This window comes from Paludibacterium sp. B53371 (assembly GCF_018802765.1).
Classification (GTDB): domain Bacteria; phylum Pseudomonadota; class Gammaproteobacteria; order Burkholderiales; family Chromobacteriaceae; genus Paludibacterium.
In genome coordinates, this window is record NZ_CP069163.1 from 1 (window position 1) to 17736 (window position 17736).

Sequence of the window (17736 nt, forward strand, 5' to 3'; positions counted from 1 at the left end):
ATGACCGAACTGGATCAATTCTGGCCGCTGTGCCTGGCTCGCCTGGAATCCGAACTGTCGTCGCAACAGTTCAATACCTGGATCAAGCCACTGGCCGCTGAAGCAAACGAAGACTGCGTTGCGCTGCTCGCGCCCAACCGCTTCATCATGCAGTTCATCAAAGACCGCTTCCTCGGCCGCATCGAGGAAATCGCCGTTGAACTGATGGGAGAAGTGCCGGTTGAACTGCGCCTGGGCACGCCGCAGGCACGCCCCGCGCGCAGCGAACCCGTGGCCGCCGCCCCGGTCAGCGCGCCTGCCGCCAGCAAAACCCAGAGCGGCGACAACGCGCCCGCCGCCCCGGCCGCGCCGTCCATCATCACCCCGTCGCGCCAGGCCGCCGCGGTCAAGGCCATTGGTGCCGGCCACGAAAGCACCCGCCTCAACCCGGCCTTCACCTTCGACACCCTGGTGACCGGTAAAGGCAACCAGCTGGCCCGCGCCGCCGCCGCCCAGATCGCCGACAACCCCGGCGACCCGGCCTACAACCCGCTGTTCGTCTACGGCGGCGTCGGCCTCGGCAAAACCCACTTGATCCAGGCCATCGGCAACCACGTCTATCAAAAGTCGCCGCAGGCACGCATCCGCTATATCCATGCCGAGCGCTACGTCGCCGACATCATGCGCGCCTACCAGCACAAAGCCTTCGACGAGTTCAAGCGCTACTACCACTCGCTCGACCTGTTGCTGATCGACGACATCCAGTTCTTCTCCGGCAAGAACCGCACCCAGGAAGAATTCTTCTACGCCTTCAACGCCCTGATCGAAGGCGGCAAGCAAGTCATCATGACCTGCGACACCTACCCGAAACAGATCGAAGGCATGGAAGAACGCCTGATCTCGCGCTTCTCCTGGGGCCTGACGGTCGAAATCCAGCCGCCGGAACTCGAAATGCGCGTGGCGATCCTGATGAAAAAGGCCGAAGCCGACAACATCAAGCTCGACCACAACGTGGCCTTCTTCATTGCCCAGAACATGCGCTCCAACGTGCGCGAACTGGAAGGCGCGCTCAAGCGCGTGGTGGCCTACGCCCGCTTCACCAACCAGAGCATCTCCATGGAGCTGGTCAAAGAAGCGCTGAAAGACATCCTGGCCGCCGGCAACCGCCAGGTCACCGTCGACACCATCCAGAAAACCGTTGCCGACTACTACAAGATCAAACTCTCGGACATGCACTCCAAAAAGCGCAGCCGGGACATTGCCCGCCCACGGCAAATTGCCATGGCGCTGGCCAAGGAGATCACCCAGCTGAGCCTGCCGAACATCGGCGAGGCCTTCGGCGGGCGAGACCACACCACCGTGCTGCACGCCTGCAAGACCATTGCCGAAATGCGCACCGTGGACAGCGACATCGCACACGATTACGAAACATTGCTATCCATGCTTCGCAACTGATGGCCATGATTAATTCACCACTCGTTCCTCTTCGGGAGTCCGGAACATGCTGATTCTGCAAGCCGAACGCGATGCCCTGCTCAAGCCGCTGCTGGCGGTGACAGGCATTGTTGAACGCCGCCACACGCTGCCCATCCTTTCCAACGTACTCATTGAAAAGAAGGGCGCCGAAGTCGGCTTTCTCGCCACCGACCTGGAAATCCAAATCACCACCGCCAGCGCCGAAGCGCTGCCGGGCGAAGATTTTCGACTGACCACCTCGGCCAAAAAGCTGCAGGACATCCTGCGAGCCATCCCCGACAAGGCCAGCGTCACCCTGGAACAACAGGACGGACGCCTGACCCTCAAGGCCGGCAAATCGCGCTTCAACCTGCAGACCCTGCCGGCCGAAGACTTCCCCCTGCTGCCGGTCAACGGCAGCCCGGAAGCCAGCTTCAGCGTCAGCCAGCGCGAACTGCGCCGCCTGATCTCGCAAGTGCAGTACGCCATGGCCGTCCAGGACATCCGCTACTACCTCAACGGCCTGCTGATGCAGACCGAAGGCAACCAGGTGCGCCTGATCTCCACCGACGGACACCGCCTGGCCTTCTCCTCCACCCAGGTCGAAGCCAGCCTGCCCAAGGCCGAAGTCATCCTGCCGCGCAAGACCATCCTCGAGCTGTACAAACTGCTCGCCGACAGCGACGACGCCATCAACATCGAGGTACTGGCCAACCAGGTGCGCTTCACCTTCGGCTCCACCGTGATCATCAGCAAGGTGGTGGACGGCAAGTTCCCCGACTACAACCGCGTCATCCCGCTCGACAACGACAAGATCTTCCTGATCGAGCGCGTGACCTTCCTGCACGCCCTGCAACGCGCGGCCATTCTCGCCAACGAGAAATTCCGCGGCGTGCGCCTGGTGCTCAAGCCCGGTGCCATGTCCATCCTGTGTACCAACAGCGAACAGGAAGAAGCCGAAGAAGAACTGGAAATCGGCTTCACCGGCGGCAGCCTGGAAATCGGCTTCAACATCAACTACCTGCTGGACGTGTTGACCAACCTGCCGGCCGACACCCTGCAGCTGGCGTTTGGCGATGCCAACCGCAGCGCGCTGTTCACCATCCCGGACAACAGCGACTTCAAATACATCGTGATGCCGATGCGCATCTGACGCGCGCGGGGGCAGCCGCCCCCGCACTGACAGACACACGAAGAAGAAGGTTTTATGAGCGAACAGGAATACGGCGCGGACAGCATCAAGGTACTCAAAGGCCTTGATGCCGTACGCAAACGCCCGGGCATGTACATCGGTGACACGCAAGACGGCACCGGCCTGCACCACATGGTGTTCGAAGTACTCGACAACGCCATCGACGAAGCCCTGGCCGGCCACTGCGACACCATTCGCGTGATCATCCACCCGGACAACTCCATCTCGGTGGAAGACAACGGCCGCGGCATCCCGACCGACATCCACCCGGAAGAAGGCCGCTCCGCCGCCGAAGTCATCATGACCGTGCTGCACGCCGGCGGGAAATTCGATAGCAACAGCTACAAGATTTCCGGCGGCCTGCACGGCGTGGGCGTCTCGGTGGTCAACGCCCTGTCCGACTGGCTGCGCCTCAAGGTGTGGCGTGACGGCAAGGTGCACGAAATGGAATTCCGCCATGGCGAGGCCGTGGCGCCGCTCACCGTCACCGGCCACACCACCCACCGTGGTACCGAAGTGCACTTCCATGCCGACGGCGAAATCTTCGGCAACATCGAATTCCACTTCGACATCCTGGCCAAGCGCATCCGCGAACTGTCCTTCCTCAACAACGGCGTCGCCATCACCCTGATCGACAAGCGCAACGGCAAAGAAGAAAACTTCGCCTACTCCGGCGGCGTGGCCGGCTTCGTCGAATACATGAACCGCAACAAGACGGTGCTGCACCCCAAGGTGTTCTACGCCATTGGCGAGAAAGACGGCATGAGCGCCGAAATCTCGATGCAGTGGAACGACTCCTACCAGGAATCGGTACAGTGCTTCACCAACAACATCCCGCAACGCGACGGTGGCAGCCACCTCACCGCGCTGCGCCAGGTGATGACCCGTACCCTGAACCAGTACATCGACGAAGGCGGTGACGCCAAAAAAGCCAAGGTGGAAACCACCGGCGACGACATGCGCGAAGGCCTGACCTGCGTGCTCTCCGTCAAGCTGCCTGACCCGAAATTCTCCAGCCAGACCAAAGACAAACTGGTGTCGAGCGAAATCGGCCCGGTGGTCAACGAAGTGGTTGGCGAAGCGCTGAAAAACTTCCTGCTGGAAAACCCCAACGACGCCAAGATCATCTGCGGCAAAATCGTCGAAGCCGCCCGCGCCCGCGAAGCCGCGCGCAAGGCACGCGAAATCACCCGCCGCAAGGGCATCATGGACGGGCTGGGCCTGCCGGGCAAACTGGCAGACTGCCAGGAAAAAGACCCGAAAATGTCCGAACTGTACCTGGTCGAGGGTGACTCCGCCGGCGGTTCGGCCAAGCAAGGCCGCGACCGCAAGTTCCAGGCCATCCTGCCGCTGAAGGGCAAGATCCTCAACGTGGAAAAAGCCCGCTTCGACAAGCTGCTGCAAAGCCAGGAAATCGCCACCCTGATTACCGCGCTCGGCTGCGGCATCGGCAAGGAAGAATACTTCCCGGACAAGCTGCGCTACCACCGCATCATCCTGATGACCGATGCCGACGTGGACGGCTCGCACATCCGTACCCTGCTGCTGACCTTCTTCTACCGTCAGATGCCGGAACTGGTGGAACGCGGCCACATCTACATCGCCCAGCCGCCGCTGTACAAGGCCAAGCACGGCAAACAGGAACGCTACCTCAAGGACGACTACGAACTTGACCAGTACCTGCTGCAACTGGCCCTGGACAAGACCGAGCTGATCCCGCGCGAAGGCGCCGCCCCGCTGACCGGCGAAGAGCTGGGCAAGGTGGCACGCCAGTTCCTGCTGGCCCGCGCCGCCATCGAACGCGAAAGCCGCGTCATCGACCCGCTGCTGCAGGAAGCCATGCTCAAAGTACCGCGCCTGTCGCTGGAAACCGAGCAAGAGGCCAATGCCGCCATCAGCCAGCTCAACGCGCAGATCCCGGCCGACGACCTGGCCCTGGAACTGATGCACGACAGCAAGAACGACGGCTGGATGATCAAGATCATCCGCAAGCTGCACGGCAACGTGATGGTGTCGGTGCTGGACCAGGACTTCCTCGACTCCAACGACTACAACGAGCTGGTACGCACCGGCGACATGCTGCGTGGTCTGCTGGGCGAGGGCGCCTGCGTGCGCCGCGGCGAAACCGTGCGCCCGGTGAGCGAGTTCGGCGAAGCGCTGGACTGGCTGCTGGCCGACGCCAAGAAGGGCATGAGCATCCAGCGCTACAAAGGTCTGGGCGAGATGAACGCCGAACAGCTGTGGGAAACCACCATGGACCCGACCGTGCGCCGTCTGCTCAAGGTGCGCATCGAAGACGCGATGAGCGCCGACGATGTGTTCACCACCCTGATGGGCGACAACGTCGAACCGCGCCGTGCGTTTATTGAGAGCAATGCGCTGATTGCGCGGAATATTGATGTTTGATATTTCGTGTAGGTTTGCGGAGTTAGTGCAAACTTTTTGCGAAAAGTGAAAACTGCTCTGGGTTGATTGATAAGGGCCCCGTAGATTCTGCGGGGCCTTTATCGTGTTCGTCATATCTACTCGGTAAGATGCTGAATTTGTAATTTATGGGAACAATGGTTTCCTCCGAGCATGAACAGCCAACCAAACTCGAAGCTCATAGGCAATACCATTACTCAATCAAAATATGTCCTAGGCATGCCGGTATTAAGCAATCGCCATCTCTGACGATATTCGAACTGATCTACTCCATTCACGTCAAGACCGCCCATCATGTAATCAATGCTATAAAGAGTGTCCCCGATACTTGTTGTTATTCTACGGAAAGGTGGAAGCAATTCCCTTGCTGAAACGTCGATAGTCCCTAGATTTTCTACCCTACCTGGAGCAATTTCTCCAATGTAATTTGAGGAGTCAAAATCGACGATCGTGCAGTTCTTCGGACTCACCAAAGTATCGGTTATGGCAGGCAACGTGTCATCCTCGGTAGCGTTAAATAGTACTTGCGCAAATACCCCCGCCATGTGCATCGCGTAGCCTGCATATGTAATTAATCCACTTCCAACGAAGCGAAAGCCTCCTACATACATAGCAATGGCTCTCCAAATTCGGACTAATTCCGAATAGGCATCAAGCGCATCTTCGACAGTTGGCATCTGTGGTGTAGCCGACGTTGTGCCGATCTTTGCATGGAATAGATTGCATCGCATCGCCGAATAATGGCGGTCCATGATGTAGTCAACTATGCTCACACCGCTCGGGGCTTCACGGGATAGATCCCGATTTTTTGCAATTTGACTTAGCGATCTACGAAGCCAGACGCCTTCCTTTTCCTTCTTACCTTTCGGTTCAACTGCTGAAAGTAAAGCCTCAAGCCCGAGCCACAAGTTGCGATAGGCTTCATGAGGGCTTCGACTCGCCTGTGCGAGGGCGACATGCTGGTGCGTCTGTTCTATGCCTGCAATGGACTGATCGGCTACCTCAGCAAACTGTTGATCGCCGCCTTGGAAATCCGACTCGAACGGGGCTACCGCAGCGTCGAGCCATGGATGCTGGAGGAGGCTTTCTCAAAGGAGCTGTGGAACGAGGGCGTCGGGCCACTCAACCCGTTCAACAAGCGCTTCCAGTGGCGCGTATTGAACAAGGCGGGCGAGCTGTTCGCACCGACTAGTTTCACCGCACCAAGCTCGAACCATTAACCGGAGACCTGCCCGCCGGGGTGCCAGCGGGCATTTCCAAACATGAAACATCCATCACTATTACCTTTCCGTCCGCTGCCGAGACCGCTGGAAAGCGCAATCGGCTATTTGTTGCGCTTGGGCGCAGCAAATGACTTTCCATCGCTGAGCTGGCTGCAGGCCTATTGCAAACATCTGGCGCTACCGGCACAAGGGTTCGAAGACTTTATCGCTGGCAGCACCGGTCACAGCGTCGAGGAATTGTTGAATCTGTGGGGGCCATCCTGCTCGACACTGCCGATCGGGCCAAAAAAGCTACTCGGCATCAAGACCATTTATTGGAATCTGCATCTGCGACGCTGGTGCCCTCTGTGCTTACGCGAGCACGGCTACTGGAGAGCCGAATGGCTACTGACCCTGCAGATCGGTTGCCCCATTCATCAATGCTTATTGCTGGATCGATGTCCGAGCTGCGCGCGCCCTGTGAGCTGGTACAGCGGCGAAGTGCTCCAGTGCCGATGCAGTCACCCGCTGACGGAAGGCACCACCGAATCGTTACCTGCTTCATTGGCTCGAGCAACCGAATGGGTATCAACCAAATTTTCCACGGCGTGCAGCGGGTACCGACCGCTCGACACCGACCCAGAGCCTGCGTCGACACTACTCGCAGAGCTTCACCTGGCACGCCTGCTCGATCTTTTATGGGCCCTGGGCTGCTACGTGCACCATCGCGAGCTCGGCAAGCCACTCAAGGTGCAGAACCACCATCGTCTTGCAATTGTTCAGCCCATCCTGACCAGCGCGGCCGACATTTTGGCGGACTGGCCAGCGGCGTTCCATCGCTTCATGGACAAACTGGTGGATCCGTCGCAGCAGCATGCCCTCGATCTGCGCCAATTTCTCGGTATCCATTTACAGGCTTTGAGCAAGGCGCTCAACCATCCCGAGCTGCACTTCGTGCGCATCGAGTTCGAACGCTTTGTTTCCGAGCGCTGGAAAGGCGTCATCGCCGAGCGCCACCATTTCATCGTCGACGACATTTCGCTCCAGCACCCGGTGATCACAGCCAACGAAGCCAGCGAGATAATGGGCATCTCGCGCCAGAAGCTGGCCACGTTGGTCTCTGCGCGACAAATTCACGGCTGGTATCAACACTCGCCAGGCACACGGCGCTATCTGGTCGTCGATCGCGCATCGGTGGAACGTTTCCGACAAGGCAGCGCCGGCGCCTTGTTTACGCTCACCGATACGGCTCGCTATCTCGGCACCACACGCCCACGCGTACGCCTGTTCGTGGAATCCAGCCTCATCCATCCCTGCTACACGCCCGGAGAGAGCGACAACGGGCATAGCCACTGGATGTTCCAAAAAGCGGAGCTGGACCAGTTGCTAGGTGGACTCTCCCTCGCCCTGCATCCGACACCGGATTGCGCCAGCCTGATGTCTCTCGAAGAAATCTGCCGTGGCCGTACGCGCGATGGCGCGGATCTGGTGACGCTGCTACGCGCTTTGCAAAACCAAACGCTCACCGTGGTTGCACGCGACCCGTGTAAACCCGGCCTGCAGGGCCTACTGCTCAATCGACAGCAATTTGAATCCTGGTTCGTTGCCATCCTGCCGGAAAAAGATCAGTTCGCCCTGGCCGCCGCCTCCCAATATCTGGGAATCAAAGAGCATGTGCTGTACTGGCTACGAGACCGTGGGCTGCTGCATGGCTTCGTCCACTCAGACAACGACGGAAAACCTCGGCTGACTCGGCAGGCGCTGGACAGCTTCAAGCAACTCTATGTCTGGGGGCGGTCACTGGGGCAACTCACCGGATTCGGCGAGAAATCCGCTTCACGGGCGATGCTCAATCAAGGCGTGTGGCCTATCACCGGCCCCACGGTGGACGGCGGCACCACCTATCTGTTTTTGCGCGCAGATGTCATGGCTTATCTGGATCGAAGGGAACGTGCAGCAGTTACAGGTAGACTGGATGAAATCCAATTGAATATTCCAGGATGACGACCATGAGAGCCTTCGAAACGCGGCTGGTTGAAGCCAAGGTGTGGACCGCTCAGGAACACAGCGGCCCCTCAGAAAAAGTCCGAAAAGGAGCCCGTGAAATGATCCTCTTCCTAGATTTCGACGGCGTATTACACCCGGACGCGGTGTACCTGGAAAAACGCGGCCCAGTGCTGCGAGCCCCTGGCGAGTTATTCATGTGGGCAGGGCTACTGGAAGACGCTTTGGCCCCTCATCCTGACTTAAAAATCGTGCTATCGACCAGTTGGGTCCGTTTTCGCTCGTTCAGTCGCACGCGCAAGGCGTTGCCATCCAGGCTGCAGTCTCGTGTCATCGGGGCGACCTGGCATTCCCGCACGGATCCGGTGGAATGGCGCGAGCTGAGCCGGTATCAGCAGATCCGGCGTTATCTGTCTCGGACATCGCCAACCGAGTGGCTTGCGTTGGACGATGATGATGAGGCTTGGGGTGAGAATGATCGCTATCGGCTTATTCTCACAGATCCAAGCCAGGGAATTGGCAAACAAGACACGTTGACTGATTTTCGAGAAAAATTGGCAAGTTGCAAGTAAAGCCAATGCATTAGAAACTAGTCAAGCTGATATGTTTCCACTACGTTCTGCTTCAACATAGCAAGCCGATTATTATTTTCCCACTATTAACAATCACAACCTCACGACAACAGCATGAAGCCACAGTGATACTTACTGCTATCCCCTTGTATTGCCACTTGGCATTTCGGACAAGCAGCTTGGTGCATACGGGGATGTCGCGCATCGGGCGACTATGGGAGATGGGGCGTCTTTGAGACGGAGCAATCCATTCTCACTAACTCGCCATTGGGCTTTGCAATCAACAAGATGCCAGGCTCTGCGTAGTTTGCAGGAAACAATACTGGCGCGTTATTACAGGTTGCACCAGACCGGAATTCGATCGCCACAACTATTGAACGAATGAATCGTTGTCGTAAACCAATATTGAACGATGCCGCTTGTGAAGTAAGGGCAAAAATCGCACTAGCAGCTGCTAATATGGCCATTGGCCTGATAATCGGACGCGTTTCATTCCAGTCGAACAGAACAAATTGACGAACATACTTTCTTCCAGTCCACAATCTTTTTGGAAGTGATGCCAAGCGCAGTTTATTTACTCTACTTGGCTGCGTGAATATTTGTCGTAGCTGCTTCCACTGCAGGGTGGAAAATATAAATAATGTGTTTATTACCACGACAAAAATGCAGCACGGTGCAATTATCGCAGCGCATATATTTATGTATGCAATTGGCGTCAACAAAGTCTGAAAAATACTAACACTATCAGCGAAATACTTCGGGTCATAGGCTAATGCGGGAGCAATTACTGACTTTGCCATTGCACTGGCAATGAAATATGCGGTTGTACCAGCAACCCCCAGTAGAGCCTTACCCATGGCACGGCTCCATGCATACTTAGTTAGCTTGTAAGCGGCTTGTAAAAAGTCCAGGAATCCTGCAGTCGCTAAACATACCCCTGCAATAAAAAACACTCCCGAAACCGAAGCCACATGTTCAGGCCTTATTACTAAATATAGAATGGCGACAATATCTATCAAAAGTCCAACCAAGTAAAAAGCCTCTACATTAGCCCCCATCTTTAAGATGGATCTCGCACCTCTGGCAAATCTAGCCAGTCTGTTTAGTGCAATCGTTCGATTTTCTACGTATAAATTATGAATTCGAAAGAGTAAGCTGATTCCTATGGCTACTATGATTGCCAGTAGGATTAAGTATGTAAAGAATGGAATGATCTTGAGTAATAAAACAAATGCAAATAGACCACCCAACACGAGCGCCATTCTCACGCGTGGAGATGAAATGAATATGCGGCTATTTTTGGCTGTCATTAAAGTCAGAAAGTGATACGAAGTTGATTAAAGATCAAAGCTTCCCAAATATCCGGTTAGCGGCTTTCCATCATCCAAATTGTAAATGTCTTTACAAAGAAATGGAGCTGAGACAATAAACACGTCATCCCTTGCAATGAAATCGAATATCTCACGAGATAGATGAGAAAATGTTGGCAACATGGATAAAAATTTCATTATTTATGCAATATTATTATTGTAGGCAATTATTCGATAATTTAATCGCACCAGACAACCCGGCCATTTCTAAGCCAAAAATGTGAACGGCATTCCTTCTTCAACCATATTGATGGGGATATGGTCGGTACACCCCTCGCATCAACCTTAACATCCCAGCGTGGCTTTGCTTCGGGAATAACCAGAAGCTCGATTCTGCGGCCGCAGCCACAAGGGCAGCGCATCCCAACACACCAATCCTCACCATCCTCACGAGCGAGGATTAAATCTCTACGCGGCAAGTGCTGCGGTAGGCTATCCCCTTCGATAACATGAAGCCTGCGGATGGGTGCCATGTTTTCCCATGTGTTCCGCCACCAGCGTTTTAAACTCATTGCTTCACCTCATGCGCCAATTTTTTCAAAGCGGGAAGGCCCAATAAAGGCTCTTTCGAGCCTCGCCCCAGAACTGGATTAGGTATTTTTGCGAAAAAATTTTCTGCAATATACTCTTCCTCGCAAGCGGCAAGGCTGAACTGAGTTCGCGCATAAAGCCGGTTGGCTTCTAGCCGAAATGGATAGGCACGAGCAATGAACTCCATCACGCAAGCAGACGCTGCACGCATGTTTAGTGCAATAACAGCCGGAGCTTCATCAGCCATCCCTTGAAGATAGCCTGCTCTTTGTTCCTCGCGATGCGCCTCAGGTGCTACGTTGCGCAGGTACTCAGCCCGCAGTGAGACAGGCGAATAGACCCCACGGTCTTGCAATGTCGAACCTCCGGGCTGTACATAGTCGATACGCCCACAGACATCCCCAATTGCCCGCGTAACCCCAGCATTACGCGTTGGAATTACGACACCTACGTCAAACAAAGGGAGCAAAAAAGCTGAACTAATAAGGTCAGCAATATGGCGAGCCTCCAAGGTGTCAACACAGCAGAACAAAACGTCACATTGGCTTGCTGCTAGAACGGCCTCCCTTGTTACTACCGAAGCTGGGACTGCATTGGCCACACCCTCACCACGATAGCTTGCTATCGCAGCGGCAAATGCGTTTACCTTCAATTGGTTGCGGTTTGCCCCTTCGATGGTTGAATTCAAGATGCGATTCAGATTCTTATGCTCTAGATGATCGAAATCAATCAGCGTCACATTCGCAAAACCAAGCCGGGCTAGCTGCTCGGCAACTATTGAACCTGTTCCTGACACCCCAATCACTCCCGCTGTCAGCCGGCCGACTTCGGCGGTCATATCACTGGTAAAAGCGACGGGGCGACGGCTGGGAGTCACCGACGTGAGATCACTCCACCAATAGTGGATGTCATCCCCCGCGACCGACACCAAATCGATGGGCTGATTATCCATGCTGGGCGTATAAAGACGGGCTTGGATGGCCCCGCCGGGCACCATAATAGCCGAGCCGTGCAGTTCGCCGAATGCATGGAATAAGCTTGGTAATACTGCAGCGTCACTGGCATCGTCAGCATCGGAAAAATCAAACAGTCCGCCAGGGTGCGAATGGATCAGGATAATCGCTAATTCATCCGTTTCAGCTTGATCGATAGCATGTTCAACGAACTCACCAGGCCACGTGATAGCGTCTGGAGCTCTGTGTGAACAAGCTTCATGAGGGACAAAAATGGCTTCTCTTGCAAGCAAACGAAGGCGCGGCCCAGGGACTCGAGAACAGAGTAGAATCGCAGCCGCCTCAAGCCCATCACCCGGAAACAAGTGGTCCCGGACTTGGGCATACAATGAAGCTGGCAGTGTCAGCGTCGAAGTAGGCTTCACTCTCCAACCTCCTTTGCCAGCGCCGATTCGACAAGAGCGAGATGCGTAATGACATTATCGGTCGAGGGATTCCAAGGAGATTGAGCCCCTCGATGCCGGGACCATCCGTGAAACTCAATACCAAAGATGGTGGCCCGAACTTGCGTGCAGTCGATTGGACGACCAGACTCTAAGGCAAGAGGCGGATTGGTATAAAACATATCAATCTGCGCCCCCGGATAGGACTGCGGGATTTCAAGAGCCAGCAGTGTCTGACCCGCAGTGTAACCTTGCGGGATATCATAGGAGTGAATAAGCAGCCAACGTCTGCCCTCATCAACCACGGTTTCCCAGCGCAAAGCAAGCTGTCCGAGGTGGGCTTCATCTACATCAAGAAGCGCGAAATCCCTGCGTGGTGTCGGAGCCGCTTCACCATTGTTCACTTCTCGAGGAGTAAGCCTCAGCTTTTCAATACCATGTGTACGTAGATCAACTACAGTTGACAACTCAACCGCTTGCTTTGGCTGTCCTGCAATCTTCAAGAAAATCTGCCAGCCCTGATTGGGATCAAAACCCGCGCGAGTCAGAGCATCTCTGACGGAAATTGTGGGGGTTAGGATCTCAAGCATCACTCCTTGAACGTTAAGAGACCACGCTAGCTTTCGGCTATAGAAAGCTTCAACACCTAGAGCATCCAAGTCGATTAGATCGTCGTCATTCACTAGGCGATCGGCCTCGTCCTTGCGCTCGAAGTAGAGTCCCATTTCTACCGGCACTTTGCCCAGCTTGCGGATAAGCTCACCAGAAACCATTCGGCAGGGCCAGTCAAATCGCACGCCATCAATAGTAAAACGATACAAGCGATCGCTTTCTACGATGATGAAATGGCCATATCCATTATGCAGATTAATGGTTTCATCAGGCCGAATATCCTCCAACTCGCCGTTAGGAAGGACATGCAGAACGGTTGGGCTCTGAGTGGGCTTGAAACCTGCCGCAGTGGCAAGTTGCTGGCCCGTTGGGGTCAAATCACTAATGTGAATTGAGCGGTAGGTCAGATTCTCATCTGCCACCTCAATCACATGATGATCATTGTGAAAGTTTGCTGCAGTTGCAACCATGGAAGTACCCTCCGAAACAGATTCAGGTGCAGTTGCGCCCGGTTTGAGTTGACTGCTCATGGAATTTCTCCAAAAAAATGAGCACGACTAAAACATGGGGCGACCTCCAGCACAGCCCTTTCTTGACGAAAGGCACTGTCATCACAGATACTCGCAGCTGTCTAACGGCAGCGGTCTCTTCGGAGATCGTTTTTCGCTTGGGCAGCGCCAACTGCCCAAGCGACCCCCTTCTTTCAGACCCACCTCACGGTCGATCTAAACTTCATAATCCTCAAGTCTTTTACTGCGAAGCTTTACTCCTTGGACTACACATGTATTGCGGCCAAGTGTCTCTGGTAGCACTTCATACACGTTCCATCAATCTATGAATGCAAATTGCATATTTGCTACCCTTGCTTGCATGCTCAACGCCCGATAGTCATGGGTAGCGTCATACCTGGCAGAGCTTGGGAAGATTCATACACCCACGATCGTAAGATACATCTAACGCCACGAATATGCAACTACTGGCATACAATTTTGTTCGGGTGTATCTTACGGGTAGGCTCGGCAGCAATTAGTTGCGGGGCTTTTACTACTTGGAGAAGTCAACATGTCCCTAGGAGCGAAGCTGAACGAACTTCGGCTGAAGAAGGGGGAATCGCTGCAGGACACTGCAGATGCAGTCGGAGTGACCAAAACCCATATATGGGAACTTGAAAAAGGCAAAAGTAAAAATCCAACGGCTGATTTGCTTAGAAAGCTGGCTGATCACTTCAAGGTCACCGTTGACTACTTGATTGACCCTAGCCAAGAGGAACTCTCAACAGAAGCAGAAGCTTTGGTTTTTTATCGAGATTTGAAATCTCTTGACCAACGCGACCAGGATACTGTTCGTCAGATGATTGAGCTGCTAAAGGGGAAGTAGTAGTGGCAAATACGTTAACCCTCGATTTAATGGAATTGGATGGAAAAGCTACTCCAATAGCCATCGCTAATGAAATTTTCCGCCAGAATCCAAGTCTTCAAGGGCCAGTACCCGTTGAGGAGTTTGCTACATTAGTCGGCATTGAAAAAATAGCGGAACTGACAACGGAAGGCTTTGAGGGAGCACTGATTACTAATCCAGAAAAGTCATGCGGAGTCATAATGGTGAAGGGCGGTGTCAATCCTCAACGCCGGCGCTTTACTATTGGCCATGAGCTGGGGCATTTCCTTCTTCCGTGGCACCGGCAAACAAGCTTTAACTGCAAGCAAGAAGACATCAAGGACTCGAGCGATGGCCTTGGACGTACATCGGCTGCTGGGGTAAGGCAAGACATCGAGACGGAAGCCAATTCCTTTGCCTCTGAGCTACTAATGCCACGTGTACAGTTCAAGGCAAAGTTAAAGGCATATGGTGAGCCTGAACTTGGACACCTACTTGAACTCGCTTCCAACTATGACGCTAGCGTTGAGGCAACGGTCTGGCGGTATAAGGCGCTTTCTGACTATCCCGTGGCGTTTGTTTTTTCGCATAACAATGTAGTCCGCTACTGGACGCGTGCCGCTGAGTTTCCCTACACCCTCTGCGTCCGCAAGGGACACTCTCTTCCAACCCAATCCCCTGCTAGGCAGAATGGGCAGGGGATTTCCGATTGGGATGAGGTAGACAGCTATCAATGGCTTGAAGAAAACAAAAGGAACCAGCTTCCTGATACTGTTCTAGAACAGACACTGTATCAACAGGATGGATACAAGGTTACGCTGCTCTACATTGAAGAGCTTCCAGATGAAGACGAGGAAGGTAATGTCTGAATCATCCATGCTCCAGTAGGCCTTATTCTGGGTCAGATACTATGCAAGCTTGAGGCAAAGAGCAGGAGAGGGAGTGGTGAAGAAATTTGATCTGAACATAGACCGGATGCTGGAAAATTGGGACGCGTTTCATGCTATCCGAGAAATCATCGCTAACGCACTCGACGAGCAGATCTTGACCGGCACTCAGGAAATCTCCATCACCCACGATGGCCCCGGTTTTTGGCATATCCGGGATTTCGGACGTGGCCTCCGGCATGAGCACTTCACGATGAACGAGAACCAGGAAAAGCTCGACCATCCGGGTCTCATCGGAAAGTTCGGAGTGGGTTTGAAAGATGCTCTGGCTACATTCGACCGTTTAGGCATTGAGGCTAGCATCCGGTCTAAATTCTGCGATGTCTCCTTCGACCGCTCCGAGAAGCACGACTTCTCCGATGTCATTACTCTGCACGCTTGCATTTCTGACCCGTCCGATCCTACATTCGTCGGTACCGAGTTTATTTTGAAAGGATGTTCTGCCGAGGACATCGAGAGGGCAAAACAGCTATTCCTGCAATTCTCGGGTGAGGAAACACTCGAAAGAACCCCATACGGAGAAGTTCTCAGAAAAGGGGGCGATTTATCCTACATCTACATTAACGGCATCCGCGTCGCGGAAGAAGAGAACTTTCTGTTTTCCTACAACATCACTTCACTGACAGCAGCCATTAAGAAGGCTCTCAATCGAGAAAGGACGAATGTTGGCAGGTCAGCCTACTCCGACCGAGTGAAGTCCATCTTGCTCGCATCCTCTTCAGAAACCATCGCCAAGGTACTCGTCGACGATTTGGGTAACTTTGGGAGAGGAACCCTTCATGACGAGATGAAGTGGGCCGATGTCTCCGTACATGCCTCAAAGATTACCAACGCAACAGGGAATGTCCTGTTTCTGACTGATGAGGAGATCATGAACTCTCCTCGCTTTGTCGAGGAAGCCCAAGCGAGTGGCAGGCAGATCATTACAATTCCCAGCACCGTCAAGGATAAGCTGTTGGGTCAGGTGGATGTGGAGGGCAATGCGATTCAGGACCTGGGTAACTTCGTTTCAGAGTGGAACCGCTCTTTCGAGTTTAAGTTCGTCCCGCCTGAAAATCTCACTTCATCGGAAAGGTCAGTATTCGCTTTGACAGGTAGGATCGCCGACCTCGTCGGAGGGCTCCCATCGAGGGTTCAAGCGATCGAAATTTCCGAGACGATGCGCCCTGAGACGGGAAGCTTTGCGGAGGCTAGAGGGCTTTGGACAGGTGCGGAAATCATTATTAAGCGGAGTGAACTCGCCTCTATCGAGGGTTACGCCTCTGTACTGCTCCACGAGATTGCCCATGCTCAAAGCGGGGAAACGGACATCACTCTGGGCTTCGAACAAGAACTAACGAAGCTTCTCGGGATGGTTGCCTTGAAAGTCCTGCGGGAAGCGGCCATCGAGGGCCGCGTGTTTCAAGAGTCAGCGAAGGTTCAAGTAGCAGAGATTTCCACCGTCTGGCAGCAACAAGTGGCGAGCTGCAATCCCGCTCCTGCGAAGAAAACGGGCTTCTGGGCGCGGCTGTTTGGCAAGTACTAGCCCTGTAAAAACAGGAAATCCATCTGATGCAAGCCTTTGATCTTCCTATATTTGCGACTTTTTTTCACAAAGAGCGCAAATTCTGTAGGAATTTTTCACGTAGTCTGCCAGTTGGTAGGCTCTCCGCATGTGCACATCAATGAAAAATCCATTACAAATCAAGGATCGCGTTTTTCACTAACAGCGCAAACCTACATTTCGGGTGATACTGAAAGTGTTGTTGTGTCAGGTTAGTGAAAAAATGCTGACACAGATAATGAAAAAGCCCACCGGAGCAATCCGGTGGGCTTTTTACAATTGATCAAACTACCGCATTTCGGCCGGAGCGGACTGTCGCGCTGCCAACTCGAATAGTCGGCTCAGAGATTAAAAGCGGACATCCCCCTTGTTGCAGGGCTAATGTTCGCTTTTATCATTTTCCAATGGCCGAAATCAATCCTGAGCGGAAGTTGGCGGCGGCCAAGAAGGCTACCGAGAATCTGACGTTCAATCCTCTGGATAAGAGGCGTCTTGAGGCTTACCGCAAGACGCCCCCTTGACTGATGCGTTAGGTATCGCCTCAGTCTTGCTGCTGAAGCTTTTTGCGAGGTCTTGAATTGCCAACTCAGCCTGCGCTCGAGCTTCCGCCTTCTCCGTTTCAGTGGGGCGGTCGTCAGGTTTCACCAGTGGGGCCACCGAACTCAAACCTGTGGCTTGCAGCATTGCCAGAATTCTGCTGACGGCTGCGGTGAAGTGGCTTCTCGGCTGTTGTGTTCGCTCGTGGTAAGAGAATTGTAGGTTTCTGCATCTACCGGCGATGGACTGGTCGTCGAATGAGATGAGCTCTGCATGGTGGGCGAACTCATTCCTGATTCTTCGAATTGTGTCTAGATCGGCACGGCACTCCTTGGAAATCTTGCCTAGATAGAAGGCGAGCTTGATCCTGGCTGAGAACGATGAGAGTGGGGCGGTTCCCTCGAACAGATCCTTCTCGATTCGTTTGTCTGCGACGAGGGAAAGATAGAGAAGATCAGAAAGCGCCTTATCAAGGAATGCCGCCGCAAACAGGGCACAGCCTCGGTCAGACTCATTTGTAAGGGCTTGGTGAAACGCTGTGAACTCAGCGTGTTGCTTTTGGATGAACTGATAAACGGTGGTTGTCATACTCGAT

General features: G+C 54.0%; 15 protein-coding genes. 9 read left to right on the plus strand and 6 right to left on the minus strand.

Annotated features, from left to right (window positions below; translation table 11 throughout):
• The 3 genes from dnaA to gyrB are packed head-to-tail and all read left to right on the plus strand — an operon-like array spanning position 1 to position 5032.
• The gene (gene dnaA, locus JNO51_RS00005; RefSeq protein ID WP_215779838.1) at positions 1–1434 is read left to right on the plus strand and encodes a chromosomal replication initiator protein DnaA; all 1434 of its coding nucleotides are present in this window, start codon (positions 1–3) and stop codon (positions 1432–1434) included.
• 46 nt (positions 1435–1480) lie between these two features.
• Positions 1481–2587 (plus strand): DNA polymerase III subunit beta, encoded by a 1107-nt coding sequence (gene dnaN, locus JNO51_RS00010; protein ID WP_215779841.1) that lies wholly within the window; start codon positions 1481–1483, stop codon positions 2585–2587.
• A gap of 54 nt (positions 2588–2641) precedes the next feature.
• Positions 2642–5032, plus strand: coding sequence for a DNA topoisomerase (ATP-hydrolyzing) subunit B (gyrB, locus tag JNO51_RS00015; protein WP_215779843.1), 2391 nt, complete (start codon positions 2642–2644; stop codon positions 5030–5032).
• Positions 5033–5247: 215 nt separating this feature from the next.
• Here the strand turns inward: gyrB and JNO51_RS00020 are convergent, their stop codons facing one another.
• Entirely contained in the window at positions 5248–5802 is a 555-nt protein-coding gene (locus JNO51_RS00020) for a hypothetical protein (RefSeq protein ID WP_215779845.1), read from the minus strand.
• Between the two features lie 204 nt (positions 5803–6006).
• Here JNO51_RS00020 and JNO51_RS00025 point away from each other — a divergent pair, with 204 nt between their 5' ends.
• The 3 genes from JNO51_RS00025 to JNO51_RS00035 are packed head-to-tail and all read left to right on the plus strand — an operon-like array spanning position 6007 to position 8828.
• Positions 6007–6270, plus strand: a complete 264-nt coding sequence (locus tag JNO51_RS00025; protein ID WP_215779848.1) for a hypothetical protein — start codon at positions 6007–6009, stop codon at positions 6268–6270.
• A gap of 42 nt (positions 6271–6312) precedes the next feature.
• Entirely contained in the window at positions 6313–8256 is a 1944-nt protein-coding gene (locus JNO51_RS00030) for a TniQ family protein (protein ID WP_215779850.1), read from the plus strand.
• Positions 8257–8261: 5 nt separating this feature from the next.
• A complete protein-coding gene (locus JNO51_RS00035; protein WP_215779861.1) occupies positions 8262–8828 on the plus strand; it encodes an HAD domain-containing protein in 567 nt (188 codons plus the stop codon).
• A gap of 212 nt (positions 8829–9040) precedes the next feature.
• On the opposite strand, the gene JNO51_RS00040 is transcribed toward JNO51_RS00035, so the two are convergent.
• The 4 genes from JNO51_RS00040 to JNO51_RS00050 all read right to left on the minus strand — a co-directional run bounded on the left by JNO51_RS00040 (position 9041) and on the right by JNO51_RS00050 (position 13267).
• Positions 9041–10090 carry a hypothetical protein gene (locus JNO51_RS00040; RefSeq protein ID WP_215779863.1) on the minus strand — a complete coding sequence of 350 codons (1050 nt, stop codon included), beginning with the start codon at positions 10088–10090 and terminating at the stop codon, positions 9041–9043.
• 287 nt (positions 10091–10377) lie between these two features.
• The gene (locus tag JNO51_RS17515) at positions 10378–10710 is read right to left on the minus strand and encodes a DUF6527 family protein (protein WP_371822862.1); all 333 of its coding nucleotides are present in this window, start codon (positions 10708–10710) and stop codon (positions 10378–10380) included.
• Positions 10707–12107, minus strand: a complete 1401-nt coding sequence (locus JNO51_RS00045) for a ThiF family adenylyltransferase (protein WP_252346137.1) — start codon at positions 12105–12107, stop codon at positions 10707–10709. Before JNO51_RS00045 ends, JNO51_RS17515 begins: the two co-directional genes overlap by 4 nt.
• On the minus strand, positions 12104–13267 hold the full coding sequence (locus JNO51_RS00050) for a multiubiquitin domain-containing protein (RefSeq protein ID WP_215779869.1): 1164 nt from the start codon (positions 13265–13267) through the stop codon (positions 12104–12106). Before JNO51_RS00050 ends, JNO51_RS00045 begins: the two co-directional genes overlap by 4 nt.
• A 532-nt stretch (positions 13268–13799) precedes the next feature.
• Between JNO51_RS00050 and JNO51_RS00055 the strand changes: the two genes are divergently transcribed.
• The 3 genes from JNO51_RS00055 (at position 13800) to JNO51_RS00065 (ending at position 16586) form a co-directional block, all read left to right on the plus strand.
• The gene (locus JNO51_RS00055; protein ID WP_215779872.1) at positions 13800–14114 is read left to right on the plus strand and encodes a helix-turn-helix domain-containing protein; all 315 of its coding nucleotides are present in this window, start codon (positions 13800–13802) and stop codon (positions 14112–14114) included.
• A 2-nt stretch (positions 14115–14116) separates the two neighbouring features.
• The gene (locus tag JNO51_RS00060) at positions 14117–14983 is read left to right on the plus strand and encodes an ImmA/IrrE family metallo-endopeptidase (RefSeq protein WP_215779874.1); all 867 of its coding nucleotides are present in this window, start codon (positions 14117–14119) and stop codon (positions 14981–14983) included.
• A gap of 76 nt (positions 14984–15059) precedes the next feature.
• Entirely contained in the window at positions 15060–16586 is a 1527-nt protein-coding gene (locus tag JNO51_RS00065; protein ID WP_215779876.1) for a hypothetical protein, read from the plus strand.
• A gap of 486 nt (positions 16587–17072) precedes the next feature.
• Here the strand turns inward: JNO51_RS00065 and JNO51_RS00070 are convergent, their stop codons facing one another.
• On the minus strand, positions 17073–17729 hold the full coding sequence (locus JNO51_RS00070) for an MltR family transcriptional regulator (protein WP_215779878.1): 657 nt from the start codon (positions 17727–17729) through the stop codon (positions 17073–17075).
• Positions 17730–17736 lie beyond the last annotated feature (7 nt).

Coding starts and splice junctions, on each gene's coding strand:
- dnaA (WP_215779838.1), top strand. CDS start 1: ATGACCGAACTGGATCAATTCTGGCCGCTGTGCCTGGCTCGCCTGGAA.
- dnaN (WP_215779841.1), top strand. CDS start 1,481: ATGCTGATTCTGCAAGCCGAACGCGATGCCCTGCTCAAGCCGCTGCTG.
- gyrB (WP_215779843.1), top strand. CDS start 2,642: ATGAGCGAACAGGAATACGGCGCGGACAGCATCAAGGTACTCAAAGGC.
- JNO51_RS00020 (WP_215779845.1), bottom strand. CDS start 5,802: ATGGACCGCCATTATTCGGCGATGCGATGCAATCTATTCCATGCAAAG.
- JNO51_RS00025 (WP_215779848.1), top strand. CDS start 6,007: ATGCTGGTGCGTCTGTTCTATGCCTGCAATGGACTGATCGGCTACCTC.
- JNO51_RS00030 (WP_215779850.1), top strand. CDS start 6,313: ATGAAACATCCATCACTATTACCTTTCCGTCCGCTGCCGAGACCGCTG.
- JNO51_RS00035 (WP_215779861.1), top strand. CDS start 8,262: ATGAGAGCCTTCGAAACGCGGCTGGTTGAAGCCAAGGTGTGGACCGCT.
- JNO51_RS00040 (WP_215779863.1), bottom strand. CDS start 10,090: ATGGCGCTCGTGTTGGGTGGTCTATTTGCATTTGTTTTATTACTCAAG.
- JNO51_RS17515 (WP_371822862.1), bottom strand. CDS start 10,710: ATGAGTTTAAAACGCTGGTGGCGGAACACATGGGAAAACATGGCACCC.
- JNO51_RS00050 (WP_215779869.1), bottom strand. CDS start 13,267: ATGAGCAGTCAACTCAAACCGGGCGCAACTGCACCTGAATCTGTTTCG.
- JNO51_RS00055 (WP_215779872.1), top strand. CDS start 13,800: ATGTCCCTAGGAGCGAAGCTGAACGAACTTCGGCTGAAGAAGGGGGAA.
- JNO51_RS00070 (WP_215779878.1), bottom strand. CDS start 17,729: ATGACAACCACCGTTTATCAGTTCATCCAAAAGCAACACGCTGAGTTC.